Origin of the sequence: Nocardioides sp. Arc9.136 (genome assembly GCF_030506255.1) — a bacterium.
Taxonomy (GTDB): Bacteria; Actinomycetota; Actinomycetes; order Propionibacteriales; family Nocardioidaceae; genus Nocardioides.
Genome location: NZ_CP113431.1, coordinates 4,079,628 through 4,104,692 on the forward strand (window position 1 = coordinate 4,079,628; position 25,065 = coordinate 4,104,692).

At 74.0% G+C, this 25,065-nt stretch carries 22 protein-coding genes and 1 tRNA gene; 16 read left to right on the forward strand and 7 right to left on the reverse strand.

Features of this window, described 5'->3' with window-relative positions; all coding sequences use genetic code 11:
• Window positions 1–144 precede the first annotated feature (144 nt).
• The 8 genes from OSR43_RS19720 to OSR43_RS19755 all read left to right on the forward strand — a co-directional run bounded on the left by OSR43_RS19720 (window position 145) and on the right by OSR43_RS19755 (window position 12,361).
• On the forward strand, window positions 145–1,350 hold the full coding sequence (locus tag OSR43_RS19720; protein ID WP_302268501.1) for an MFS transporter: 1,206 nt from the start codon (window positions 145–147) through the stop codon (window positions 1,348–1,350).
• Between the two features lie 51 nt (window positions 1,351–1,401).
• The gene (locus tag OSR43_RS19725) at window positions 1,402–1,920 is read left to right on the forward strand and encodes a hypothetical protein (RefSeq protein WP_302268502.1); all 519 of its coding nucleotides are present in this window, start codon (window positions 1,402–1,404) and stop codon (window positions 1,918–1,920) included.
• A gap of 129 nt (window positions 1,921–2,049) precedes the next feature.
• On the forward strand, window positions 2,050–2,829 hold the full coding sequence (locus OSR43_RS19730; protein ID WP_302268504.1) for an IclR family transcriptional regulator: 780 nt from the start codon (window positions 2,050–2,052) through the stop codon (window positions 2,827–2,829).
• Entirely contained in the window at window positions 2,826–3,788 is a 963-nt protein-coding gene (locus OSR43_RS19735; RefSeq protein ID WP_302268505.1) for a DMT family transporter, read from the forward strand. Before OSR43_RS19730 ends, OSR43_RS19735 begins: the two co-directional genes overlap by 4 nt.
• 60 nt (window positions 3,789–3,848) lie before the next feature.
• Window positions 3,849–6,281: a hypothetical protein gene (locus OSR43_RS19740; RefSeq protein ID WP_302268506.1), complete on the forward strand. Its 2,433-nt coding sequence runs from the start codon at window positions 3,849–3,851 to the stop codon at window positions 6,279–6,281.
• Between the two features lie 158 nt (window positions 6,282–6,439).
• Entirely contained in the window at window positions 6,440–10,102 is a 3,663-nt protein-coding gene (locus tag OSR43_RS19745; RefSeq protein ID WP_302268507.1) for a heterodisulfide reductase-related iron-sulfur binding cluster, read from the forward strand.
• Window positions 10,103–10,250: 148 nt separating this feature from the next.
• Window positions 10,251–10,814 carry a TetR/AcrR family transcriptional regulator gene (locus OSR43_RS19750; RefSeq protein ID WP_302268508.1) on the forward strand — a complete coding sequence of 188 codons (564 nt, stop codon included), beginning with the start codon at window positions 10,251–10,253 and terminating at the stop codon, window positions 10,812–10,814.
• Window positions 10,811–12,361, forward strand: a complete 1,551-nt coding sequence (locus OSR43_RS19755) for an MFS transporter (protein WP_302268509.1) — start codon at window positions 10,811–10,813, stop codon at window positions 12,359–12,361. The genes OSR43_RS19750 and OSR43_RS19755 overlap by 4 nt, the downstream gene beginning before the upstream one ends.
• Window positions 12,362–12,372: 11 nt before the next feature.
• Here OSR43_RS19755 and OSR43_RS19760 read toward each other — a convergent pair whose 3' ends face one another.
• Both OSR43_RS19760 and OSR43_RS19765 read right to left on the reverse strand, forming a co-directional pair.
• Entirely contained in the window at window positions 12,373–12,654 is a 282-nt protein-coding gene (locus OSR43_RS19760) for a hypothetical protein (protein ID WP_302268510.1), read from the reverse strand.
• Between the two features lie 20 nt (window positions 12,655–12,674).
• The gene (locus tag OSR43_RS19765) at window positions 12,675–14,423 is read right to left on the reverse strand and encodes a sodium:solute symporter family protein (RefSeq protein ID WP_302268511.1); all 1,749 of its coding nucleotides are present in this window, start codon (window positions 14,421–14,423) and stop codon (window positions 12,675–12,677) included.
• A 162-nt stretch (window positions 14,424–14,585) separates the two neighbouring features.
• On the opposite strand from OSR43_RS19765, the gene OSR43_RS19770 reads away from it, so the two are divergent.
• A complete protein-coding gene (locus OSR43_RS19770) occupies window positions 14,586–15,167 on the forward strand; it encodes a toxin-antitoxin system HicB family antitoxin (protein WP_302268512.1) in 582 nt (193 codons plus the stop codon).
• A gap of 35 nt (window positions 15,168–15,202) precedes the next feature.
• Complete coding sequence (locus tag OSR43_RS19775; protein WP_302268513.1) at window positions 15,203–16,060, forward strand: DUF4097 family beta strand repeat-containing protein; 858 nt, start codon at window positions 15,203–15,205, stop codon at window positions 16,058–16,060.
• A gap of 36 nt (window positions 16,061–16,096) precedes the next feature.
• On the opposite strand, the gene OSR43_RS19780 is transcribed toward OSR43_RS19775, so the two are convergent.
• Window positions 16,097–17,038 (reverse strand): siderophore-interacting protein, encoded by a 942-nt coding sequence (locus tag OSR43_RS19780; RefSeq protein ID WP_302268514.1) that lies wholly within the window; start codon window positions 17,036–17,038, stop codon window positions 16,097–16,099.
• Between the two features lie 70 nt (window positions 17,039–17,108).
• Window positions 17,109–17,684 (reverse strand): dCTP deaminase, encoded by a 576-nt coding sequence (gene dcd, locus OSR43_RS19785; protein WP_302268515.1) that lies wholly within the window; start codon window positions 17,682–17,684, stop codon window positions 17,109–17,111.
• A gap of 71 nt (window positions 17,685–17,755) precedes the next feature.
• Between dcd and OSR43_RS19790 the strand changes: the two genes are divergently transcribed.
• From OSR43_RS19790 to OSR43_RS19810, 5 genes are all read left to right on the forward strand, one after another.
• Window positions 17,756–18,553, forward strand: coding sequence for an SGNH/GDSL hydrolase family protein (locus tag OSR43_RS19790; protein WP_302268516.1), 798 nt, complete (start codon window positions 17,756–17,758; stop codon window positions 18,551–18,553).
• Window positions 18,554–18,589: 36 nt separating this feature from the next.
• Window positions 18,590–18,665: transfer RNA gene (locus tag OSR43_RS19795), tRNA-Gly, on the forward strand.
• A gap of 310 nt (window positions 18,666–18,975) precedes the next feature.
• Window positions 18,976–20,232: a hypothetical protein gene (locus OSR43_RS19800; RefSeq protein ID WP_302268517.1), complete on the forward strand. Its 1,257-nt coding sequence runs from the start codon at window positions 18,976–18,978 to the stop codon at window positions 20,230–20,232.
• Window positions 20,229–21,326 carry a hypothetical protein gene (locus OSR43_RS19805; protein ID WP_302268518.1) on the forward strand — a complete coding sequence of 366 codons (1,098 nt, stop codon included), beginning with the start codon at window positions 20,229–20,231 and terminating at the stop codon, window positions 21,324–21,326. Before OSR43_RS19800 ends, OSR43_RS19805 begins: the two co-directional genes overlap by 4 nt.
• Before the next feature lie 119 nt (window positions 21,327–21,445).
• Window positions 21,446–22,090, forward strand: a complete 645-nt coding sequence (locus OSR43_RS19810) for a DUF2461 domain-containing protein (RefSeq protein WP_302268519.1) — start codon at window positions 21,446–21,448, stop codon at window positions 22,088–22,090.
• A 45-nt stretch (window positions 22,091–22,135) separates the two neighbouring features.
• Here OSR43_RS19810 and OSR43_RS19815 read toward each other — a convergent pair whose 3' ends face one another.
• Complete coding sequence (locus OSR43_RS19815) at window positions 22,136–22,585, reverse strand: nuclear transport factor 2 family protein (RefSeq protein WP_302268520.1); 450 nt, start codon at window positions 22,583–22,585, stop codon at window positions 22,136–22,138.
• A 113-nt stretch (window positions 22,586–22,698) separates the two neighbouring features.
• Here OSR43_RS19815 and OSR43_RS19820 point away from each other — a divergent pair, with 113 nt between their 5' ends.
• Complete coding sequence (locus OSR43_RS19820) at window positions 22,699–23,520, forward strand: hypothetical protein (RefSeq protein ID WP_302268521.1); 822 nt, start codon at window positions 22,699–22,701, stop codon at window positions 23,518–23,520.
• Here the strand turns inward: OSR43_RS19820 and OSR43_RS19825 are convergent.
• Window positions 23,482–23,940, reverse strand: a complete 459-nt coding sequence (locus tag OSR43_RS19825; RefSeq protein WP_300959746.1) for an Rrf2 family transcriptional regulator — start codon at window positions 23,938–23,940, stop codon at window positions 23,482–23,484. The two genes, OSR43_RS19820 and OSR43_RS19825, sit on opposite strands and share 39 nt — an antisense overlap.
• A gap of 112 nt (window positions 23,941–24,052) precedes the next feature.
• The gene (locus OSR43_RS19830; RefSeq protein ID WP_302268522.1) at window positions 24,053–24,961 is read right to left on the reverse strand and encodes a sulfite exporter TauE/SafE family protein; all 909 of its coding nucleotides are present in this window, start codon (window positions 24,959–24,961) and stop codon (window positions 24,053–24,055) included.
• Window positions 24,962–25,065: the final 104 nt, after the last annotated feature.

The window sequence follows — 25,065 nt, forward strand, 5'->3', positions numbered from 1 at the left end:
CCCGCACGACCAGGAAGGGGACGCCTCCGGGCGTCCCCTTCCTCTGTCCGCTCCCGGGTCCCGGCCGCGGCCTGGCTGATTTCTCACAGGGCCACAGGACGGGATCGGGCGGGTACGGCGCGCGGCCGGGCGTTGACTGGCCCGGTGAGCGCAGCACCGGGCACCACGTCGGACACCTCGGCCATCAGCGGCACCCGTCGCTGGGCGATGCTGGGCGCGAGCACGCTCGCCCAGGGCGCGGCCGCGGTGATGATCCACGGACCGGCGTTCCTCATCCCCGCGCTCCACGACCGCGTCGGGCTGAGCCTGGCCGAGGCGGGCGTGGTGGCCGCGGCGCCGACGGTCGGCGTGATGCTGGCGCTGGTGCTGTGGGGCCTCGTGGTCGACCGGCGTGGCGAGCGGTTCGTCCTGCTGACCGGGCTGGGCGCGACCACCGCGGTCGGAGCGGTCGCGACGTTCGTCGGTGGCACCGTGCCGCTGGCGCTCACCCTGCTGCTCGCCGGCGCCGCCGCGGCCAGCACCGGGTCCGCGAGCGGCCGCGTCGTGGTCGGGTGGTTCCCGCCCGAGCGGCGCGGCCTGGCGATGGGCGTGCGGCAGATGGCCCAGCCGGCGGGCGTCGGCATCGCCGCGATCTCGATCGCCGTCGTCGCCGAGCGGCACGGTGTCGGCGCCGCCCTGTGGGTCCCGACGATCGCCGCCGCGCTGGCCGCCGCCCTGGTCGCCGCGGTCGTCGTCGACCCGCCGCGGCCCGACTCGCGCGCCGAGCCGGCGCCGAACCCCTACCGGGCGGACTCCTACCTGGCCCGGATCCACGGCGTCTCGGTGCTCCTCGTCGTCCCCCAGTTCCTCGTGTGGACCTTCGCGCTGGTCTGGCTGGTCCAGGACCGCGGCTGGTCGGCCGCCGCCGCCGGGTCGCTGGTCGCCGGCGCGCAGGTCGTCGGCGCGCTCGGCCGGATCGCGGCGGGTTGGCTCTCCGACGTCGTGGGCGCCCGGATGCGCCCCCTGCGCTGGGTCGCGGTCGCCGCCGGCGTCTCCATGGGGCTGCTCGGCGTCGCCGCCGGGACGGACTCCGCGGTCGCCGTCCCGCTGGTCGTGCTGGCCACGGTGATCACCGTCGCCGACAACGGCCTGGCCTTCACCGCCGTCGCGGAGCGCTCCGGCCCTGCCTGGAGCGGTCGCGCGCTGGGGGTGCAGAACACCGCGCAGTACCTCGCCGCCTCCGCCGTCCCGCCCGTGGCCGGCGTCATGGTCGCGACGTGGGGGTACGCCGCGGCGTTCGGGCTCGCCGCCCTGTTCCCGCTGGTGGCGGCCCCGCTGGTCCCGGTCCGCGAGGAGACCGAGCTGGTCTGACCCTCCGGCCCGGCGGGCGTGACGGCCCGCGCAGGGGGTACCGGGTCCCGCATGGACGACAAGTGGATCTGGATCATCGTGGCCGTGGTCGTGGTGCTGCTGCTGGCGGCACTGCTCGCGGCGCTGATGCGCAAGAAGAAGAAGCAGCGCGAGGCCCACCAGCGGGTCGAGGCGCAGCAGCTGCGGCACCAGGCCGTCACCCACTCGACCGGCGTCTCCCAGGCCGAGGTGGAGGCCCGCGAGGCCGAGGCCCGCGCCGAGCTGGCGCGCGCCGAGGCGGAGAAGGCCGAGCTGCGCGCCCAGCACGCCAACACCGGGCTCGCCCACGAGCAAGCTCGCCAGGAGGACGTCCTGCGCGAGGCCGACCGGCTCGACCCCGACGTGGACCACCGTTCCTCCGACTACACCCCCGAGCCGCCGACCACCGCCGGCCCGCAGACCCCCGGCACCCCCGGGTCCACCACCGGCACCACCCCCGGTACCACCCCTGACACCACCCCCGGCACGACCAGCGGGCTCCCCACCGACGGCAGCACCGGCGAGACCGGCGCCCACCGCCGCGACGTCTGACCCGACACCCGGCCCGACACCCGGCCCGACACCCGGCCCGACACCCGGCCCGACACCCGGCCCGACACCCGGCCCGACACCCGCGACGCCGCGCGAGCGCCGTCGGCACCACCCCTAGGCTCTCCGGCCATGGGTCAGGTGCCGGCGGCGACGCGTGCGTTGCGGGTGCTGCGCTTCCTGGCCAGCCAGCCCGACCCGGCGCCGCTCGAGCGCATCGTGCGCGCCTGCGACCTGCCGCGCAGCACGGCGTACCACCTGCTCAACGCGATGATCGCCGAGGGCTTCGTCGTCCACCTCGCCGAGGAGCACCGGTACGGCCTCGGCGTGGCCGCCTTCGAGGTCGGCAGCGGCTACTCCCGCCAGGAGCCGCTCCAGCGGATCGCCCGGCGGCCGCTCGCCGCCCTCGTCGACCGGGTCGGGCAGAGCGCGCACCTCGCCGTCCTGCACGGCCGTGACGTCCTCTACGTCCTCGAGGAGCGCGCCCCCGGCCGCCCCCCGCTCGTCACCGACGTCGGGGTACGGCTGCCGGCCTCGCTCACCGCGAGCGGTCGAGCGCTGCTGGCCCGGCTCCCGGCCGCCCAGGTCCGGGCGCTCTACCCCTCCCCGGACGCCTTCGTCGACCGGCACGGGCAGGGGCCGCGCACCCTCAGCGCGCTGCGGGTGATGCTTGCCGAGACCCGCCAGCGCGGGTGGGCCACGGAGGACGGCGAGGTCACCCCCGGGCTGGCCAGCGTCGCCTCCGCGGTCGTCGACCACAACGGGCACCCGATGGCGGGGGTCGCGGTCACCTACCCGTCCGAGACCCCGTCCGAGGGCCCGGCCGGGGCTGCGGTCGACGCCGCCGCCCTCGCCGAGGAGGTACGGCGCACCGCGGCGCAGCTGACCCGCCGGCTCGGGGGCGTCGCGTGAGCGCAGCGGCCGGCCGGCACGACCCGCGGCTGGGCCTGCTGCAGATCTCGCTGGCCGGCGTCCTGTGGGGCACCGGCGGGCTCGGCGTGCGGGTCGTCCGCGACCACGTCCCGATGTCGGTGCTGACCATCAGCGCCTGGCGGATGGGCCTCGCGGCCGCCGTCCTCCTGCTGGCCGTGGTCGCCCTGCGGGCGGGCGGGTCCCTGGCCCGGCTGCTGCGGGAGCGTCCGCGTCGGGTCCTGCTCGTGGGGTGCGGGACCGCGGCCTACCAGGCGCTCTACTTCGGCGCGGTCGTCGCGGTCGGCGTCACGGTGGCGACGGTGGTGAGCCTCGGGCTGGCCCCGGTGCTGCTCACCGTCGCCGACGCCGTCCGGCACGGCCGCCGGCCCACCGGCGAGCGCCTGCTGGTCCTGGCCGCGGCCCTGACCGGGTTGGTGCTGGTCAGCGTCTTCGCCGGCCACGGCGGCGGCACGACCGGCCCCCACCCCGGGCTCGGTGTCGCGCTGGCCGTCGCCTCGGGGGCGGCGTACGCGCTCGCGACCGCGCTGGGCGAGCCGCTGGCCCGCGCCACCGGACCGCTCACGCTCACCACCGCGACCACGAGCGTCGGTGCCCTCGCGCTGGCGCCGTTCCTCCTCGCCGACGCCGTCCGGGGCGAACCGGTGCTCACCTCGGACCCGGTGGTCGTGACCACGCTGGTCTACCTGGGGCTGATGACCATGGCTCTGGCCTACGGCCTGCTCTACGCGGGCCTGCGCACGGCCGACGGCAGCGCGGCGGTCGTGGCGACCCTCCTGGAACCGGTCACCGCCGCCCTGGTGGCGGCGGTGTTCCTCGACGAGCGGGTGGGCGTCGGCGGCGTCGTGGGGACCCTGCTGATCCTGGCCGCCGTCGGCGGGCTCGGACGCCGTAGCCCCGATGCCGGTGGACCGTTGACCCCGGCAACGGAACCTGACTAGGTTCCACGTCCTGCCCCGTCCGTTCCGGGGCGGAACGCTGCGCTACCCGGGGGAGCCCGCATGCCCGCACGCCGCACGCCGTCCGACCGTCCCGAGGGCCGGCGCCGCCGGTGGAGCACCGCCGGGCGGCTCGCCGTCACCGGCGCGGCCGCCGGCGGCGTGCTCGCCGCGGCCCTCGCGCTCCCCGGCGCGGCCGGCCTGCGCGGTGGCTCGCTGGAGCAGCAGTTCGCCGACGCGACCGCGACCAAGGTCGCCATGGACGCCTCGAAGAACTCCATCTCGCGCTCGGTGGGCGCCGAGGACACCAGCGACCCGACGACCGCCGCCGAGGCCCGCGCCGCCGCCGCGTACGTCGAGGCCGAGCGGGCCCTGCCCGACCCGCGGCTGCGGGAGGCCGCGGTAGCGCAGCCGCGCCGGGCCCGGCCCCAGGACCGCTGGGCGATGGCCAACGGCTGCTACCGCCTGGCCGGGCGCCCGGTCTTCTTCAAGCCCACCGACCTCGGCAGCTACCTGCTCCACACCGCCGACCGCGGCTTCCTCGCCGCCGGCGGCGAGCGGGTCGCCGAGCCGTCCCCGGCGACGGTGTGGACCGCGCGCGAGCGGGGCGGTCGGTTCACCTTCACCAACGACCGCGGCCCGCTGCGGATCGGGGCGGCGTCGACGTTCGCCCTCACCCGCACGACGGGCTGCGCGGCGTACCCCGAGTCCCAGATCGACGTCTCCGGCGGTCCGCACGCCGGCGTCACGTCGTTCCAGGAGGTCCGCGGGTACGCCGACGCGCACACCCACGGCATGGCGTTCGAGTTCCTCGGCGGCGAGGCGCACTGCGGTCGCCCCTGGCACGAGTACGGCGCGCCGTACGCGCTGGTGGACTGCGAGGACCACACCGTCACCGGCGGGTACGGCGGCGTGCTGGAGTCGGTGCTCAGCGGCACGCCCAGCCACGACCCCGTGGGCTGGCCGACGTTCGAGGACTGGCCGGCGCCGAACTCCCTCACCCACGAGGGCACCTACTACCGGTGGCTCGAGCGCGCCTGGCGCGGCGGTCAGCGGCTCTTCGTCAACCTGCTCGTCGAGAACAACCAGCTCTGCCAGCTCTACCCGCTCAAGCGCAACTCCTGCGACGACATGGACTCGGTGCGGCTGCAGGCCGAGGACATGTACGCGATGCAGGACTACATCGACGCCCAGGCCGGCGGCCCAGGCAAGGGCTTCTACCGGATCGTCAAGGACCCGTGGCAGGCGCGCCGGGTGATCAACGCCGGCAAGATGGCGGTGGTCATGGGCATCGAGACCTCGGTGCCGTTCGGCTGCACGATGAAGCTGGGCGTCCCGGCCTGCGACGCCGCCGACATCGACCGGCAGATCGCCGAGGTCCACCGGATGGGCGTGCGGCAGATGGAGCTGGTCAACAAGTTCGACAACGCGCTCTCCGGGGTCGCGGGCGACGCCGGCGCGATCGGCCCGGTCGTCAACGTCGCGAACTTCCTCGAGACCGGCACCTTCTGGGACATGCGGCACTGCGAGCCCGCGGACCGGGAGTCCCACGACAACAACCAGGTCGCCGTCCCCGACATCACCGCCGGCGTGCAGGACGCGCTGTTCGGCGCGATCGCCTCGCTCGGGCTCCCGACCGTCCCGCTGCCGCTCTACCCCAGCCCCGACCACTGCAACAACCGCGGCCTCAGCACGCTCGGTGAGCACACCATCGAGGAGCTGGCGAAGCGCAGGATCCTCTTCGACCCCGACCACATGAGCGTCAAGGCCCGCCGCCAGTCGATGGACCAGATCGAGGCGATGCGCTACCCCGGCGTGCTCTCCAGCCACTCCTGGTCCACCCCCGACACCTACCCGCGGATCTACCGCGCCGGCGGGTTCGTCGCGCCGTACGCCGGCGACTCGACGGGGTTCGTCGAGAAGTGGCGCCGCCACGTCGGCTGGGCCGACGAGCGCTACTACTTCGGCCTCGGGTTCGGCGCCGACATCAACGGGCTCGGCGCGCAGGGCAACCCGCGCGGCGCCGACGTCCGGAACAAGGTCACCTACCCGTTCCGGGGCCTCGGCGGGGTCCGGGTCGACCGGCAGCGCGCCGGCCAGCGGGTCTTCGACATCAACGTCGACGGCGTCGCGCAGTACGGCCTCTACCCCGACTGGGTCGAGGACCTGCGCCAGGTGGCCGGCAAGGACGGCGCGGACATCGTCGACGACATGGCCCGCGGCGCGGAGGCCTACCTGCAGACCTGGGAGCGGGCGTACGGCGTGCGTCCCGACTCCTGCCGCAACCCCGGGCTGCGCCGGCAGTGGTCGAAGGTCCGCGGCCTGGTCCGGCCGGGGATGACCACCACCGCGGTGATGCGGGCGGTCGGCCAGCCCTACCAGCGGCTCGGCGCGTCGTACCGCTTCTGCGCCAAGGCCCCGGGCGACCCGAAGGTGGTCGTGCGGGTGGCGTTCTCCCGCGCGGGCGAGGTGACCGGGGTCCGGCGCCTCGGATGAGCCGATGGGACGCACCCGCGTCCCGGGTTCGACTGGCGCGTAAGTTACTGGTCCGTAGGATGATTGTCACGCTGCCGAGCCATGACGGGCCGGAGCGCGGCACCTAGGCTCGCGGACGCGTCCGCGCTCTGCGGGCGGGCACCACTACGAGGAGCAGCATGCAGATCTTCGCCATCGTCGTGTCACTCGCCATCGCGGCGGTGGGCATCGCCCTGTTCGCGAGAGCGATCAGGAACATGCTCCGCGTCATCCGCGTCGGCCAGCCCGCGATGAACCGCACCGACCAGCCCGGGCGCCGCGCCTGGGTCGTGGTCAAGGAGACCCTGGGCCACACCCGGATGCTCCAGTGGAAGCTGGTAGGCATCGCCCACTGGTTCATCTTCGTGGGCTTCGGCCTGCTGTTCTTCACGCTGCTGACGGCGTTCGGGCAGCTCTTCGACTCCCACTTCACGCTGCCGCTGATCGGTGAGTTCTTCCTCTACGAGTGGGTCTCCGAGCTCTTCACGGTCGTGATGCTCGCGGCGATCATCGCGTTCATCGTGTACCGCGCCACCCGTCCCAAGGAGCGCACCCGCGGCGTCAAGGGCCGGTTCTGGGGCTCCACGATGTGGCAGGGCTACTTCGTCGAGAGCGTCATCCTCGGCGTCGGCCTCTGCATCATGGTCCTGCGCGGGCTGGAGTACGCCCTGCTCGACCACGAGGGCTCCGAGCACGCCTCGCTGCTGCACTTCCCCTTCACCGCCTGGCTCGGGCAGGCCTTCTCCGGCCTCTCGGTCGGCACGGTGGAGAACCTCATCTACCTCGTCGCGATGCTGAAGATCCTCATCTCCTTCGCCTGGATGATCACGATCTCGCTGAACCTCGACATGGGTGTCGCCTGGCACCGCTTCACCGTCTTCTTCAACATCTTCTTCAAGCGCGAGGCCTCCGGGCGCACCGCGCTCGGCGCGGTCAAGCCGCTCACCAACAAGGGCGAGCGGGTCAGCCTCGACGACATCGACGACCTCGACGAGGACGCCTCGCTCGGCGTCGGCACCATCGAGGACTTCAGCTGGAAGAACATCCTCGACTTCACCACCTGCACCGAGTGCGGTCGCTGCCAGTCGCAGTGCCCTGCCTGGAACACCGAGAAGCCGCTGTCGCCGAAGCTGCTGATCACCGCGCTGCGCGACCACACCTACCAGAAGGCGCCGTACGTCCACGCCGGCGGCGAGGGCAGCGAGGCCGCGACCGCGCTGCTGGAGAAGGACGAGAAGCTCGCCCGCGAGGTGGAGCGCCCGCTCGTCGGCGACACCGGCGACGACTGGTTCTACATGCCCGACAGCGGCGCCGCGGTCATCGACTCCGAGGTGCTGTGGAACTGCACGAGCTGCGGCGCCTGCGTCCAGCAGTGCCCTGTCGACATCGAGCACGTCGACCACATCATCGACATGCGCCGCTACCAGGTGCTGGTCGAGTCGAACTTCCCCGCCGAGCTCAACGGGCTGTTCAAGGGCCTGGAGAACAAGGGCAACCCCTGGAACATGTCGCCCAACGCGCGGCTGGACTGGGCCAAGGGCCTCGACTTCGACGTCAAGGTCGTCGGCGAGGACATCGAGTCCCTCGAGGAGGTCGACTGGCTGTTCTGGGTCGGCTGCGCCGGCGCCTACGAGGACCGCCAGAAGAAGACCACCCGCGCCGTGGCCGAGCTGCTCGACATGGCCGGCGTCTCCTTCGGCGTGCTCGGCAACGGCGAGACCTGCTCGGGCGACCCGGCCCGACGCGCCGGCAACGAGTTCGTCTTCCAGGGCCTGGCCCAGCAGAACGTGGAGACCTTCCAGGAGTACAAGGTCAAGAAGGCCGTCACGACCTGTGCGCACTGCTTCAACACGCTGAAGAACGAGTACAAGGAGTTTGGCATCGAGCTGGAGGTGGTCCACCACACCCAGCTGCTGAACCGCCTGGTCCGCGAGGGCAAGCTGACCCCGGTCACCGACGGCGAGGGCGCCCACAAGCGTTCGATCACCTACCACGACCCCTGCTACATCGGTCGCCACAACGGCGTCTACTCGCCGCCGCGCGAGCTGCTCCAGGTCCTCCCGGGCGCGGAGTACGTCGAGATGGAGCGCAACTCCGAGCGGTCCTTCTGCTGCGGCGCCGGCGGCGCCCGCATGTGGATGGAGGAGAACACCGGCGAGCGGATCAACCTCAACCGCACCAAGGAGGCCGTCGGCACCGGCGCCGACCAGATCGCGGTCGGCTGCCCGTTCTGCCGGGTCATGCTCTCCGACGGCCTCACCGCCCAGCAGTCCAAGGGCGAGGCCCGCGAGGAGGTCGAGGTCCTCGACGTCGCGCAGATGCTGCTCGCCTCGGTCAAGGGCGAGGTGGCCACGAAGGTCAAGCCCGGCGGCGGCGCCCCGGCGGCGAAGGCCGCGCCCTCCGAGGAGGTCAAGGCCGAGCCCGAGGCCGGCGACGACACGCAGGCCTCCGACGACGTCGTGACCGACACCGCGGACGCCGGGCCGCTGGCCAAGGCATCGGGCGGCTCCTCGCTGTTCGACACCCCGGCACCGGACGCCGCGTCCGGCGACCAGGCCACGAGCGCCTCGACCGAGTCCACCCCGGCGCAGGAGGCGAAGGCCGCCTCCTCCGCCGGCCAGGGCGGCGGGTCCTCGCTGTTCGACCTCGGTGGCGACGACGCCGCGGAGGCGCCGGCCGAGCCTGCCAAGGCCGAGCAGAAGACCGAGCCGGCGAAGACCGAGCCGGCGAAGACCGAGCCGAAGCCCGAGTCGAAGGCCGAGCCGGCCCTCGGCGGCTCGCTCTTCGACCTCGGCGGCGACGAGCCGGCCGAGGCGAAGGCGGAGCCGGCGAGCAAGCCCGAGGCTCAGCCCGAGCCCAAGGCCGCGTCCGAGGCCGCGTCCGAGCCGGCGCCGGAGATGAACGAGACCGACCTCGGCTCCGGCGGCTCGCTGTTCGACATCTCCGCCGACGCTCCGGCTCCGGCCGCACCGAAGGCCGAGGAGCCCAGGGCCGAGGAGCCCAAGGCCGAGGAGCCCAAGGCCGAGGAGCCCAAGGCGGAGGAGCCGAAGGCCCCGTCGAAGGCCCCCGCGCCGGAGCTGAACGAGACCGACCTGTCCTCGGGCGGATCGCTCTTCGACATCGAGGCACCGGCCGCCCCGGAGCCCCAGGCCGAGCAGCCTGCGGCGTCCCAGCCCGAGGAGGTCGCCCCGGCGGCCACCGAGGACGAGGTGGTCGAGTCCTCGCACAGCCCCGAGTCCGCGGACACCTCGGCCGAGGAGGTCGTCGAGACCGAGACCGCCGCCCCGGAGGTCGAGTCGCGGAAGGCGGCTGCCGCGCCGTCGGCGTCGATCCCGGAGGGCGGCTCGCTCTTCGACATCGCCGCCCCCGCGGCCGTCGCCCAGCCCGAGCGGAAGCCGGAGCGCGCCGCCCCGGCGGAGCAGCCCGCCGCGCAGGAGCCGACCGAGACGCCGACCGAGAAGCCGGCCGAGCCGGCCACCCCGGTCGACGCCCCCAGCGGGGAGCAGCTGACCGCGGCCGCGACGGCCGCCGCCAGCGACGACCCGATGCCGGAGCCGGCCGCGGAGGCCACCCCCGAGGCAGAGGTCGAGGCGGAGGTCGAGGCCGAGGTCGAGGCCCAGGAGGAGGCCCGCTCCGAGTCCGAGGAGCCGGCGGCCGAGCAGGCCGACGCCGAGGCGGAGGCCGCCGACGCCGAGGACGAGGAGCCCGCCGAGGAGAAGCCGAAGCCGACCTCGAGCGGCGCGGCCAACCAGCCGCGGACCGACGTGGAGATCGCCGAGGGCGGGTCGCTCTTCGACCTCTGACCGAGGCAGCACCGCACGACCGACGGGGTCGTGTGCCCCAGGACGCGCTCCGGCGCGGCGAGGGGCACACGACCCCGTCGGCGTCCTGGGCCGGCCCCACAGTCCTGTACGCTCGTACATGTACGTCCGTACAGAACGAGAGGACCCGATGACCTCCCCCGCCCGCAAGCGCGACCCCGAGGGGCGCCGCCGCGCCATCGTCGAGGCGGCCGTCGAGCTGCTGCTCGAGGGCGACGGCGCCGAGCTGACCCACCGCCGGGTCGCCGCCCGCGCCGGGGTGCCCCTGGGCTCCACGACGCAGTACTTCGCCACCCTGGCCGACCTGCGCACGGCCGCGCTCGAGCAGATCGCGGCGGCCAACGAGGCCGGCCTGGTCGAGATCCGGGAGGCCCTCGCCGCGCCGGACAGCGGCCCGGACACCCTGGCTGCACTGCTCCACCGCTACATCGCCGACGAGGAGCGCCTCCGCGCCGACAACGCCCTGTGGGCCGCCGCGCTGCGGGACGCCGAGCTCCACCGCCTCGTGCGCCACTGGTACGACGGGTTCACCGCCGTCCTGCGCGACCACGTGTCGCCGCGGGCGGCCGTCGCGCTCGCGGTCTACCTCGACGGGGCGGCCATGCACGCGTCGTTCCACGACGAGCCGCTCGACCTGGCGTCGCTGGCGGCGGTCATCGCCGCCCTCAGCACCGTCGAGGGGGGCGAGGCATGAGCGCCGCCACCGACACCGCCGGGGGCACCGTCGAGGTGTCGCCCGCCCGCCGCTGGGCCTCGCTGGCCGTTCTCTCCGCCAGCCTGCTCGTGGTGACGATGGACCTGACCATCCTCAACGTCGCCCTGCCCGAGCTCGCGGCCGACATCCGTCCCTCGGCGACCGAGCAGCTGTGGATCGTGGACAGCTACTCCCTCGTCCTCGCCGGGCTGCTCATCCCCATGTCGGCGCTGGCCGACCGCTGGGGGCGCAGGCGCCTGCTGCTGCTCGGGTTCGCCGTCTTCGGCGCCGCCTCGGCGCTCGTCGTGCTCACCGACTCCCCCTGGGAGGTCGTCGCGGCCCGCTGCCTGCTCGGCGCCGGCGGCGCGATGATCATGCCGACGACGCTGTCGCTGCTCCGGTCGGTCTTCACCGACCCCGCCGAGCGGGCGACGGCCCTGGGCGTGTGGGCGGCGGTCTCCTCGCTGGGCGCGGCCATCGGCCCGATCGCCGGCGGACTGCTGCTCGAGCACTTCAGCTGGCACTCGGCGTTCCTCGTCAACGTGCCGCTCATGCTCGTCGCCGTCGTGGCCGGCGCGACGATCCTGCCCGAGGCCCGCGCGCCGCACGCGTCGCGCTGGGACGTCCCCGGCGTCGCCATGTCGGTCACCGGGATGGTGGGCCTGGTGTGGGCGGTCAAGCACTTCGCCGAGGAGGAGTCGCTCACCGACCCGCTGGGGTGGACCGTGCTGGTCGCGGCCCTGGTCGTGCTCGTCGCGTTCGTCCGCCGGTGCCTGCACCGGCCCGACCCGCTGCTCGACGTCCGACTCTTCCGGCGGCGTCCGTTCACCGCCGGCGTGGTGGCGGCGCTCAGCGCCATGTTCGCGATGGCGGCGATCCTGCTCCTGCTGGCCCAGTGGCTGCAGCTGGTCGAGGGGCACTCGCCGCTCGAGGCGGGAGTACGCCTGCTGCCGCTCGCCGCCGGCGGGCTGGTGGCGTCCCTGCTGGCCTCACCGCTCGCGCGGGTGCTCGGCGCGCGCACCGTCCTCGCCTCGGGCCTGGCGGTCGCCGGCCTCGGCGCGCTCCTGGTCCCGCTGGCGCCCGGCACCCTGGGCTACGGGACGGTCGCCGCCGCGATGGCGCTCGTCGGCGCCGGCGCCGGCTCCCTGGCGATCGGGTCGGCGATGATCATGGCCGGCACGCCCGCGGACCGGGCGGGCAGCGCGGCGGCGATCGAGGAGACGGCGTACGACGTGGGCAGCGTCCTCGGCGTCGCGGTCCTCGGCAGCGTGGCCTCGGTCGTCTACCGCGACCACCTGCGGGTCGACGACCTCGTCGCCGACGGCCTGCCCGCCGACGCCGCGACCGCCGCGGCGGACTCGTTGGGGGCCGCCGCGGACACCGCCGCCGCCACCGGCTTCCCCGGGCTGGCCGAGCAGGCCGCCGTGGCGTTCACCGACGCCCTGGTCGACACCTGCCTGGTGGGTGGGCTGCTGATGCTCGCCATGGCGGCCGTGGTGTGGCTGACGGCGCCGCGCGGGCTGGACATCACCCAGCAGCAGCACTGACCCAGGCCGGCTCAGGCGTCGTCAGTGTCCGCCTCGGCGCCGCCGTCGGGCACGTAGGTCGGGCGCAGGGACGCCCAGCCGATGAAGAGCAGGCCGACGCCCAGCATCACCAGGCCGGACCAGAGGTTGGCGTTGGTGCCGCCGGTCTTCTCGGTCTCGGCGTCCCCGAAGAGGCCCACGAGCGTGAGGATCACGCCGTAGGCCCCCAGCAGGCCGCCGATGATGTTGCGGATGTCCAGGGCGCCGGCGCGGTGCCGGCTCCGGGGAGCCGCGGGGACGGGTGCAGTGGGCACGAGAACTCCTTGGGAGCCGGTCAGAAGATGACGTTGAGGACGACGACCATGGCGAGGGCGACGCCGGCCAGGGGCAGGGTGCGGCGGTACCACGGGTAGGACGCCTCGTCGGCGTCGACGAGGTCCTCGCGCGGGGTCTCGGAGTAGACCAGGCCGCGGAGCTCCTCGACCGGCTTCGGCTTGGTCACCAGCGACACCACGATGCTCAGCACGATGTCGACGACGAACGCCGCGCCGGCCGCCAAGAAGGCCGCACCCTGGCCGCCGACCGGGATGACGCCGGTGCTGAGCGAGCCGAACGCGTCCTCGCTGAGGAAGGCGACCGCGACGGCCGAGAGCGTGCCCGAGACCAGGCCGACCCAGCCCGCGGTGGCGGTCATCCGCTTCCAGAACATGCCCAGGATGAAGGTCGCGAAGAGCGGGGCGTTGAAGAACCCGAACAGGGTCTGGAGGTAGTCCATGATGTTCGAGAAGTTCGTGGCCAGGTACGCCGTGCCGACCGCGATCACGGTCGCGCCGACCGTCGCGAGCCGGCCGATCTTCAGGTAGTAGTCGTCGTCGCGGTCCCTGACGACGTACCGCTGCCACAGGTCGTAGCTGAAGACGGTGTTGAACGCGGAGATGTTGGCCGCCATGCCGGCCATGAACGCCGCCAGGAGGCCGGCGATGGCGACGCCGAGCAGGCCGTTGGGCAGCAGGTCGCGCATCAGGTAGAGCAGCGAGTCGTTGTAGGTGACCGTGCCGCCGGTGCCGCCCGCGACCTCCTCGCCGGCCTTGGTGTCGGCGATCTCCGAGACCAGCACCGCGGCGATCATGCCGGGCAGGATCGTGATGAACGGGACGAACATCTTCGGGAAGGCGCCGATGATCGGCGTCTTCCGCGCCGAGGAGATCGAGTCGGTGGCCATCGCGCGCTGGACCTCGACGAAGTTCGTGGTCCAGTAGCCGAAGGACAGCACGAAGCCGAGGCCGAAGACGATGCCGACGACCGAGAGCAGGTCGGAGTCGAAGCCGGAGAGGGCGTTGCCGGGCCAGGAGTTCAGCTGCTGGGCCGCCGTCGCGCTCTCGGGGTTGTCCGCCGCGGCGTCGGTGATCCTGTCCTTCAGGCCGCCCCAGCCGCCGACGCGGTCGAGGCCGATCAGGGTCAGCGGCAGCAGCGCCGCGACGATGACGAAGAACTGCAGCACCTCGTTGTAGATCGCGGCGCTGAGGCCGCCGAGGGTGATGTAGGACAGCACGACGACCGCGGCGACCAGCAGCGCGACGAGCAGCGGCCAGCCGAGCAGCGCCTGGATGATCGTGCCGAGCAGGTAGAGGTTGATGCCGGCGATCAGCAGCTGGGCGATCGCGAAGGAGAAGGAGTTGACCAGGTGCGCGCCGGTGCCGAACCGCCGGTACATGAACTCCGGGACCGAGCGGACCTTCGAGCCGTAGTAGAACGGCATCATCACGACGCCGAGGAACAGCATCGCCGGGATCGCGCCGACCCAGAAGTAGTGGACGGTCGGCAGGCCGAACTCCGCGCCGGAGGCCGACATGCCCATGATCTCCACGGCGCCGAGGTTGGCCGCGATGAACGCCAGGCCGGTGACCCAGGCCGGGAGCGAGCGCCCGGACAGGAAGAAGTCCACCGAGTCCGAGACCTGCCGCCGGGCCATCACCCCGATCCCGAGCACGACGGCGAAGTAGAGAGCGACGATCAGGTAGTCGACGGCTCGCGCGTCGATCAGCGTGTCGCTCGCGAGGACGGTCGGTGCCCAGCTGGCCATGGACGGCCTTTCATGACGACGGTTCGAGTGCCGGCCGCCGCCCGGGTGCCGGTGGGCACGGCCGTCTGGGCCGATGCCCGCTCAGCGGTCGCACCAAACGGCACCATGCTCGACGTCACACGGTGCTTGACGTGACGTCACCGTGATGTCACAGTGGTGCGCATGGACATCACGCCGTACGTCGAGTCGTTGCGCCGCGACCTGCTGGCCGCCGCCGAGGCGGCCGGCCCCGAGGCACGCCAGGCCGCGGAGCGGCTGACGTTCGCGCTCGACCCGGCCGCCCGGCTGGCGCTGATGGAGGCCGTCTCGCAGGCCGCCGCGGAGATCACCGCCGAGATGCCGGCCGGCAGCGTCGACGTGCGCCTGAGCGGCCGGGACCTCGACTTCGTCGTCGACAGCACGCCACCGGCCCCGGCACTGGCGCCGGCCGCCCCGGCCGCACCCGGGGCGTCAGGGGTGTCGGCCGGCCCAGGAGCGCCCGAGACGGACGCCGAGCCGGAGGACGACTCGGTCGCACGGATCACCCTGCGCCTGCCCGAGTCGGTCAAGACCCGGGCCGAGGAGCTCGCCGCCCGTTCCGGCCAGTCGCTCAACACCTGGCTGGTCGGCGTCGTGCGCGGCGCCACCCGGGAAGGCGCGATCAGCGTCGACATCGACCTGTCCAGCATCCCCTTCCTCGGCGGCGGCGACCCGCTGGGCCGCCGCGGCGGTCGCGGGAGCCGCCGGATGAACGGCTGGCTCTAGCCACCACACCCACCCACCCCACCCCAGGAGCCCTCATGCCCCACCACCAGGTCGTCGAGCGCGACCACACCACCCCCGAGCCGGTCGACCTCTACGTCGAGCTCGGCGAGGGCCGGGTGCACGTGACCGCCACGGGCGCCGGCCACTCCTCCGTCCGGGTCACCGGGCACGACGCCGACCAGGCCGTCGTCGAGCTGGCCGACGACCGGGTGACGGTCGTCGGCCCACGGCGCCGCGCCGGTTTCCTCGGCGGGGAGCGGTCGCTGCTGGTGGAGGTCGAGGTGCCTCCGTACAGCCGGGTCGTCGTGCGCACCGGGAGCGCGGACGTCGTGCTCGACGGACGGGCCGGTCCCGCACAGCTCCGCACCGGCTCCGGCGACGTGCGCGTCGAGGAGCTCGCGGGCCCGGCCACGGTCGAGACCGGCTCGGGCCGGATCGAGGTCGAGGAGGCGCAGGGGGAGCTGCGGGTCAAGAGCGGCTCGGGCGACGTACGCCTCGGGCACGCCGCCTCCTCGGCCGCGGTGTCGACGGGATCGGGCGGGGTGAGCGTCGGCAGCAACGACGGACCGGTCGCGGTGAAGACCGGGTCCGGGGACCTGGCGGTGGGCGAGGCCCGCACGGACGTCACGCTCGCGACGGGCAGCGGCGACCTGCGCATCGGCGCGGCCCTGCGGGGCCGGGTGACGGTCAGGGGCGCCTCCGGCCACGTCCTGGTCGGCGTGCGGCCGGGCACGCCCGTGTGGACCGACGTCAGCACGGTGTCCGGCGCGGTCCGCTCGGACCTCCCCAGCACGGGGGCGCCCGGGCCCGGCCAGGACCACGTGGAGCTGCGCGCCCGGACGGTCAGTGGTGACGTCGTGCTGGCGCCCGCCGCGGTGCCGTCGCCCGCGTGACGGGGCTGGCGGACAGGCCGGTGAGGCGCGCCGCGGTCAGGACCTCATGGCGACGCCGCGGCGCCAGTACCCCATGAACGACACCTGCCGGCGGTCCATGCCGAGCTCGTTGACCAGCGCCCGGCGCAGCGTGGTGACCACCTTGGACTCCCCGGCGATCCAGGCGTAGACCCCGTCGGTGGCGGCGACCTCCACCGGCCCCTCGATCTCCCCGGAGGAGGAGTACATCGGGGTCTCCCACAGGTCGGGGTCGACCTCGTCGTCGGCGACCTCCTCGACCGCGGTCGGCGCACCGAGGTGCTCGAGCACCGCCGGGCCGAGCAGCGAGCCGAGCTCGGCGCCGTCGCGCGGCAGCCAGGTGACCGTGACCCCCTCGGGGTGCTGCACGGTCTGCACGTCGCCCGCCGTCGGCACCTCCAGGAACGCCGCGCCCTGCGCGTCGTTCGGGAGCATCGAGAGGATCGCGCACGCCGCCGGCACCGCGGTCTCGTCGCCGACGACCACGACCCGGCTCGCCGAGCCCGGCACGAACTCGATGCCGCCGAACGGCATCCCCCGGCGCGGGCACATCAGCGCGATCCGGTCCCCGACCGCCGCACGGGCGGCCCAGGACGAGCCCGGGCCGGCGTGCCCGTCGGCCTCGTGCAGGACCATGTCCACCACGATCCGCGTGTCGGCGCCCTCGCCGCGGACGTCGCGGACGGTGTAGGTGCGCATGTGCCCGCGCTCCTCGGCGGGGCGGGCGTACCACTGCTGCATCCACCCCTCGTCGGCCCCCACGAAGGAGTCCAGCGCGCCGCCGGCCGGCGGGAAGATGAGCTTGATGCGCTGGTCGTAGAGCGGCTGGTCGACGCCGAACTCCGCCAGCGCCGGGGAGCCGAGCTCGACGCGCACGAAGCTCGGCGAGAGCCGCTGCACCGAGGCGACCTCCACCTGCTCGAGCAGGAGCGGCAGGGCGGGCGAGCTGAGCGTGGTCATCGGGTGTCCGTTCGGAGCGAGGCAGACCTAAGTTAGGTCAGCCTAACATCGGACGAAAGGCCGCGGACCCTCAGATCTCGGTGCGGTGGAACGACTGGAACGACCTCGACGGGGTGGGGCCGCGCTGGCCCTGGTAGCGCGACCCGTACTTCGCCGAGCCGTAGGGGTGCTCGGAGGGCGAGGAGAGACGGAAGAAGCAGAACTGCCCGATCTTCATCCCGGGGTACAGCTTGATCGGCAGGGTGGCGACGTTCGCCAGCTCCAACGTCACGTGCCCGGAGAACCCCGGGTCGACGAAACCGGCGGTCGCGTGGGTGAGCAGGCCCAGGCGACCGAGGCTGGACTTGCCCTCCACCCGCGCGGCGATGTCGTCGGGCAGCGTCACGACCTCGTAGGTCGACCCGAGCACGAACTCCCCCGGGTGCAGGATGAACGGCTCGTCGCCGTCCGGCTCGACCATCCGCGTGAGGTCCGACTGGTCGGCGGCCGGGTCGATGTGGGGGTACTTGTGGTTCTCGAAGACGCGGAAGAAGCGGTCGAGCCGCACGTCGACCGACGAGGGCTGGAGCATCGCGGGGTCCCACGGGTCGAGCGCGACACGGCCGGCGTCGAGCTCCGCGAGGATGTCGCGGTCGGAGAGCAGCACGGCGCTCAACCTACCGGGCACCCGCCGCCCCCGCCGCCGGTCGGCACGGGCCGGCGCGGAGAATGAGGCCCATGGGCTTCCAGCGGTACGTCGCGATCGGCGACTCCTTCACCGAAGGGGTCGGTGACCCCGACCCCACCCGTCCCAACGGCCTGCGGGGCTGGGCCGACCGCGTCGCGGAGGTGCTGGCCGAGCAGGACCCGGACTTCGGCTACGCCAACCTCGCCATCCGCGGCCGGAAGCTGACCGGCATCCTCCAGGAGCAGCTGGAGCCCGCGCTCGCGCTGCAGCCGGACCTGGTCACCGTCTACGCCGGCGCCAACGACATCGTGCGGCCCAAGGTCGACCTCGACGCCCTGGCCACCGAGTACGACGCCGCGATCGCCCGGCTCGCCGCCTCCGGCGCCCGCGTCGTCATGTTCACCGCCTTCGATCCCGGCAGCGGCGGGATCTACGCCCCGATCCGCGGCCGGTTCGCGCTCTACAACGAGCACGTCCGGTCCATCGCCGACCGGCACGGCGCCACCATCGCCGACTCCTGGCGCGTCGCCCAGCGCCTGCCGTACGACGTGGCCGCCAGCGATCCACGCCTCTGGGCGATCGACCGGATGCACCTCGGGCCCGCCGGCCACCAGGTCACCGCGATCATGGTGCTCGACGCCCTCGGCGTGCCGCACGACCTCGCCCCGCTCCCGCTGCCGCCCCTGGCCCGGGCCAGCCGGCGCGAGCGGCTGCGCGCGGACGCCGCCTGGACCCGCGGCCACCTGATCCCCTGGGTGCAGCGGCGGCTCACCGGCACCTCGTCCGGGGACAGCATCGAGCCCCGCTTCCCCTCGATCGGCCGGGTCGTCTCACCCGGCGGCGAGTGATCCCCTAGACTCCACGCAGTCGGGTCCGCCCGACGTGCGGATGTAGCTCAGTTGGTAGAGCGCGACCTTCCCAAGGTCGATGTCGCGAGTTCGAGTCTCGTCATCCGCTCCAGTCCTTCCCCCGGCCTTGCCGACCCGCGCCGGCTCGCGTCCACGAGCGCGACGCTCTCTCGACCCGCGCCTCCTGCGCCCGCTCACTCTCCTGCCGCACGGATCGTTCAATTGCGGGGTTGTTGCGGCCTTGAGCCCCGAGGAAGCGCTTCCACGGCACCGCGATCGCGCAATTGAACGATCCGGGTGGCGCCGACAGCCACGCCACGAGCACGTGGGACAGGTGTGACTGGTGAGGAACTTGACTAGACCAGAGGCGCCTGGGGACAGTGGGACGTCCGGTCCTTCCCCGCCGTGATGACGGAGCCCCCATGTCCCGCCCCCGCAAGGCCGCCCTCGCGGCCCTCGTCCTCCTGCTCGCCGCCGCACCGTTCGTCCCCCGCGGGGACGACGAGCCGGACGGCGCCCTGACCCCCTCGGGCGACCGCACGCCCCGCGCGACGACGCCGCTCGCCACGTCCGCCACCGCCGGCACCGGCCGGCTCACCCGGCAGCTCGCGGCCGAGGTCGACCGCGTGGTCGCGGCCGGCCGCGCCGTCGGCCGGGTGCCCGCCACCACCGCGCGGCGTGCGCCCGACGCCGTGGCGGCCGACCTCGTGCGCTGCGCCGACCTCGAGGGCCAGCGCTACTGCCTCGGCGCCGGCTGGACGACCGCGAGCGAGAGCGAGGTCGAGGCACGGGTCGCCACGGCCGCCCGGGCCGCGACGACCACCGCCCGCACCCGCCCGGTCGAGACGACCGGGGACCTCGACGCGGCCGGCGCCCTGGCCCGGACCGCGCGCCTGAGCCCGGCCGAGCGCGCCCGTCGCGAGCGGGAGGAGCTGACCATGGCCGCCCGGTCCGTCGCCAAGGTCTGGCTGCTCCGGCACGAGATCGAGGGCGTCCCGCTGCCGGACGGCTTCCTCGCCGCCCACCCCGAGGCCCGCGCCACCGCGGCCACCGGCACCACCGCCGCCCGTGCCACCGCCGCCGCACCGGCCGCGCGGAAGCGGCAGAAGGACTACCCCGAGCGCCGGGTCGTCCTCGACACCGAGCAGGTCGCCGAGCAGGTCCGCACCTACTGGTGCGGCCCGGGCGCGATGCAGATGATCGCGTGGGGCTGGAAGGACAAGGACCGGGGCCAGGCGCACTGGGCCGACGAGCTGCGCACGACCACCGCCGGCACGTCGATCTGGGCCATGGTCCGCGTCGTCAACGACAACACCGGCTGGGACCGCAAGGCGCACGCCGGGCCGTACGTCGTGCTCGACATCGCCGACTACAGCTTCAACACGTGGATCCTGCTGCAGATGCGCCACCTCGCCGACTACCGCGCCCCCGTCGTGCTGCACCCGATCCTGCACCGGAAGTACTTCCCCTATCTCGACGACGACGCCTCCGGTCACTTCCAGGTCGGTCGCGGCTACAGCAAGCGCGGCAGCAGGCCGACGGCGATCAGCTACTTCGAGCCGTGGAACCAGCAGCGCTTCGACCCCTCGGAGCCGTACGTCGGGCGGGTCCAGTGGCGCAACGCGTACAAGAGCTACCGCGCCAACAAGGACCACTTCCAGCACAACATCGGGGTGTGAGCGCCGTGCGGCACGCCGTCGTGGCCGGCCTCGCCGGCTGCCTCCTGCTCGCCGGCTGCTCCGGCGAGGACGCCGGGCCCGGCACCGGCACGAGCCCCACCTCGAGCCCGACCGGCAGCCCCACCGGGAGCCCGGGCCCCGCGCCCGCAGCGCTCGACTGGCAGCCGCTCCCCGGCCGGGTCCAGGACACGGTGACCACCAACGGACGCTGGACGCTGACCGTCACCGAGGCCGGCGACACCGCGACCCTGGAGGGCCCCGACGGCACGACCACCACCGAGGCCACCGGCCGGGAACGCGTCAGCGACGCCCTGCTCGACGACGACTGGGCCGTCGTCGTGGTCGCCGACCGGCAGGAGACCCGGCCCGCGCGGGCCGAGGTCACCGAGCTGGCGACCGGCGAGACGTGGACCGTGGACGGGGGCAGCGACGTCCCGACGACCACCGGCGGGACCTGGGCCCTGGGCGCCGGTCGGCTCGCGCACGCCTCCGTGACCGACACCGGCTCCTACTGCCTGGCGGAGGTCGACCTCGGCACCCGCGCGTCCACCCTCGGCTGGTGTGCCCCCGAGCGGCACGGGTTCAACGGGGCCCGGGTGACGGCGGCCGGCACCGCACTGATGACCTTCGACGACTCCCGCCCCTCCTGCCGCACCCTCGGGCTCGCCCCCGCGGGCGGGGGCGAGGACCTCACGCCGTTCCAGGACGTCGAGGAGTGCCACGGCTGGGACGGACTCGTCCTCCCCGACGGCGACGGCACCGCCCAGGTCTGGTCGGTCGTGCCGAAGGAGAACCGCGTCGAGGCCGCCCGCTTCGCCGCCCGCACGGCCGACGGCGAGCTCGTCGACCTCGGGCCCGGCACGTCGGGCACGCTCTTGCCCTGCGGCGACGCGGCGTGGTTCGTCCAGGACCCGGTCCGTGACGGCGACCCCGCCCGGCTGGTCCGGTGGAGCCCCGAGGACGGGGTGTCGACGGCGTACGAGACCACCGGCTCGCCCGCGTTCCTCGCCCCGCCCCGGTGCGGCGGGTCGCACATCGCGGTCACCGCGCTGGGCGAGTCCGGCGACGAGCAGGTCAGCGCGCCCGTCGGGTGAGCGACCGTCACCTCCTCCCCGCTGCCGCGTTGATCCCTCGTGGGGCAGCGGCGTGGCAGCGGTGCGCCGCTGCCTCACCCCGCCCGTCCGGCGCCCTCGGCGGTGCCTAGGGTGGACCGGTGACCGAGACTCCGTCGTTCGCGGGCATCCCCGTCGCCGCCCTGGACTTCTACGACGACCTCGAGGTCGACAACACCCGGTCGTTCTGGGAGAAGCACCAGGACACCTACCGCACCCAGGTGCGGGCGCCGATGGAGGCGCTGTGCGCGGCGCTCGAGCCGGAGTTCGGCACGGCGAAGGTCTTCCGCCCGTACCGCGACGTGCGGTTCGCGAAGGACAAGACGCCGTACAAGACCCACCAGGGCGCCTTCGTGCGGGCCGCGGAGTCGACCGGGTGGTACGTCGAGGTCTCGCCGCGCGGGGTCCGCACGGGCGGCGGGTTCTACGAGGCCAGCGCCGGTCGGCTGGCGGCGTTCCGCGGGGCCGTCGACCACGACCAGCTCGGTCCGGAGCTCGAGGCGATGATCGCCGAGCTCGAGGCCGCCGGCTGGGAGCGCGGCGGCGACCGCCTCAAGACCTCCCCCCGCGGGTACGACGCCGACCACCCGCGCATCGACCTGCTCCGCCACCGCTCGCTGAGCCTCGGACGCGTCATCGGCTTCGAGCCGGTGGTCCACACCCCCGACCTGCTCGACGTCGTGCGCGACGACTGGCGCGCCCTGCGCCCGCTCGTCGAGTGGGTCGCCCGGCACACCACGATCTGACGGTCCGGCCTGCCGACCCCTACCTGCTGACCGGCGGCCCGGGGCTCAGGGGGCCGGGGTGAAGCTCGCCATCGTCCGCTCCGGCTCCCAGTAGGCCTTCATCGAGGCGACCCGGCCGTCGTCGTCGACGACGTAGACCATGACCAGCTCGGTGGTGGTGTGGCTGCCGTCGGCGAAGGACGTGCGGATCCGGCCGACGTTGGCGCAGGTGCGGCCGTTCGCCATCGACTGCTCGATGGTGAACTCGAAGGTGTCGATCGGCGCGATCGCCTTCTCCCAGAACGCCGAGATGCCGGCGTGGCCGTGGTGGCCGCGGCCCTCGGGGTCGAACATCGACGGCCCGACCGGGTCCTCGAGGACCGCGTCCTCGGCGTACACCGTCAGCCACTCCGCGAGGTCCCCCTTCGCGACCGCGGAGTAGGAGCACTGGGAGGCGGCGCGGGCGGGGTGCGGGTCGTCCGGGGCGTTCCAGACGACGGCGTCGGAGGTGATCACCCGGGCATCGTAGGGCCGGACGAGAACACGTTCTAGTGCCTCGTCACGGACGCTTCGCTCGACGTTCACGGCACGGCCGGCCGGAGGACGGCCGCGCCGGTCACCGTGGCGGCATGCGCCGCCGCGACGCCTTCCTCCACCTCGGGCCGTCCCGGCTCGGGACCGACCTGCTGCACGAGGCCCTCGACGCCCAGCACGACGTCCTCACCACCCGGGGAGTACGCCGCGTCGGGACGCCGGACGCCGCCTTCCGCGCCGCGGTGGAGCTCGGCCGCGACCACCGCGCCTGGGGGTTCCGCCGGCGCGAGGTGGAGGGCGCCTGGGCGGGGCTGTGCCGCGACGCCCAGCGGGACCGCCGCCGCACGCGGGCGGTGCTCATCTCCGAGCGGCTGCTCGCCGGGCTCCGCCCGCCGCAGGTCGACCTGATGCTGGACCAGCTCGCCGGCTTCCGCCCGCACGTGGTGCTCACCGCGTCCGCACCGGACGCCGGCTGCACCGCGGGCGACCCCGGGACCGACCTGGTCGACGTGCTCGACCGCTGGGCGCCGGCCGTCGGCGACCCCGCGCGGATCCACGTGCTCGTCGTGCCGCCGGGCCCGCGCGAGCGCGCCCGGCTGGCCGTGTGGCGCGCCTTCGGGGAGGTGGCTGGCCTCGACGACCTGGCGCTGCGGGTGCCGGCCGCGTGGGCCGACGGGGCCGACGGGGCCGACGAGGAGCCGGTGGCCGCGACGGACCCGGGCCACCGGGAGGAGGAGCACGCCCGGCTGACCGGGCTGGCGCTCACCTGGATCGGCGCGCTGGCCGCCTCCGGGCACGACGTGCGCGGCGACCTCGCCGACCTGCTCCCGGCCCCGCCGCACGCGGCCGGGACCAGCCGGTCGGGCAGACCAGGCGGCTCAGTGCGGCTGCCAGGCGTCCTCGTCCGCGGTGCGTGAGGTGACCGCCTTGGGGAGCTTGCCGTCGGCGAGCGCCTGGATCGAGGTCTGCTCGAAGACGTCGCGCAGCGAGCGCCGCGCGGCGATCCACACGTGCTGGAGCACCTCGGCCGACTCGTTGTAGGTGACCGCCTCGGGACGCAGGCCGTAGACGGAGACGAGCGGGCCGTCGACCGCGCGGATCACGTCGGCCACGGACACGTCGGTGGCCGGGCGACCCATCCGCCAGCCACCGGACTGGCCGCGCTGGGAGATGACGACCCCCGCCCGGCGGAGGTCGGCCAGGATGGCCTGCAGGAAGCCGTGCGGGATCTCCTGCAGCCGGCCGAGCTCCTCGGCGCTCACCGCCTTGCCGTCAGCGCGCGAGGCCATCTCGATCAGCGCACGCAGGGCGTAGTCGGACTTGGCGGAGACGCGCATGGGGTCAGTCTGGCAGAGAAGTCGATCCACACACTCGACTCCTCCCGCGCGGCGGCCGCCGGACGGGGGTCCGGCGGCCGGCCGAGGGGTCGGACGAGAGGGCGGGCGAGGGTCAGACGACCGGCGCGAGGTCCGCCTCGGCGGACCGGGAGGCCTCGAGGGCACGCGCCCGGCGCTCCTGCTGGACCGCCCAGGCGATGCCGGTGACCCAGGCGACGAAGATGACCGCGGCGACCAGGCCGACGACGACGTCGGAGGCCCCCAGCGACTCGGTGATGGTCTTGGAGTTGGTGAGCACGATCAGGCCGCCGGCCGCGACGCCGAGGACGCGGGCGGCGAGCTTCTTGACCAGCCAGGCGGCGATCGGGGCGGCGACGACGCCGCCGGCCAGCAGCGCGCCGGCGTAGGCCCACTCGATGCCCTGCGAGCCGAGGGCGAGGATGAAGCCGAGCGAGCCGCCGACCGCGACGACGAACTCGGAGGTGTCGATCGAGCCGACCACCTTGCGGGGCTCGAGGCGACCCGAGGACAGCAGCGTCGTGGTGCCGACCGGGCCCCAGCCGCCGCCGCCGACCGCGTCGAGCGCGCCGCCGACGAGGCCCATCGGCGCGAGCATCCGCGCCGAGGGCCGGGACTTGAAGGTGGGACGACGGCCGCCGAGGACCAGGAAGCGCCAGATGACGTAGATGCCGAGGCCGAGCAGGATCGCGGCGACCCAGGGCTTGGCGGAGTCGCCGTCGAGGTTCGAGAGGAACGTCGCTCCGGCGAACGCGCCGACGAAGCCGGGGACCGCGAGGATCGAGACGGTCCGCCAGTCCACGTTGCCGAGCTTGTGGTGGGAGAACCCGGACACCAGCGAGGTGCCGATCTCGGAGAAGTGGACCGCTGCCGACGCGGCGGCCGGGGCGATGCCGGCGGCGAGCAGGAGCGTGGACGACGTGACGCCGTACGCCATGCCCAACGATCCGTCGATGAGCTGGGCGAGGAGGCCGACGACCCCCAGGACGATGAGCTTGCGCATGGGTTCTCCAGGTGTGCTCTCGGTGGTTGCACCTCCACCGAGCGGACAAGACTTGGCAGACCGTAACACGTTATTCGGGTGTTTCAGTCGACTTAACCGAGACA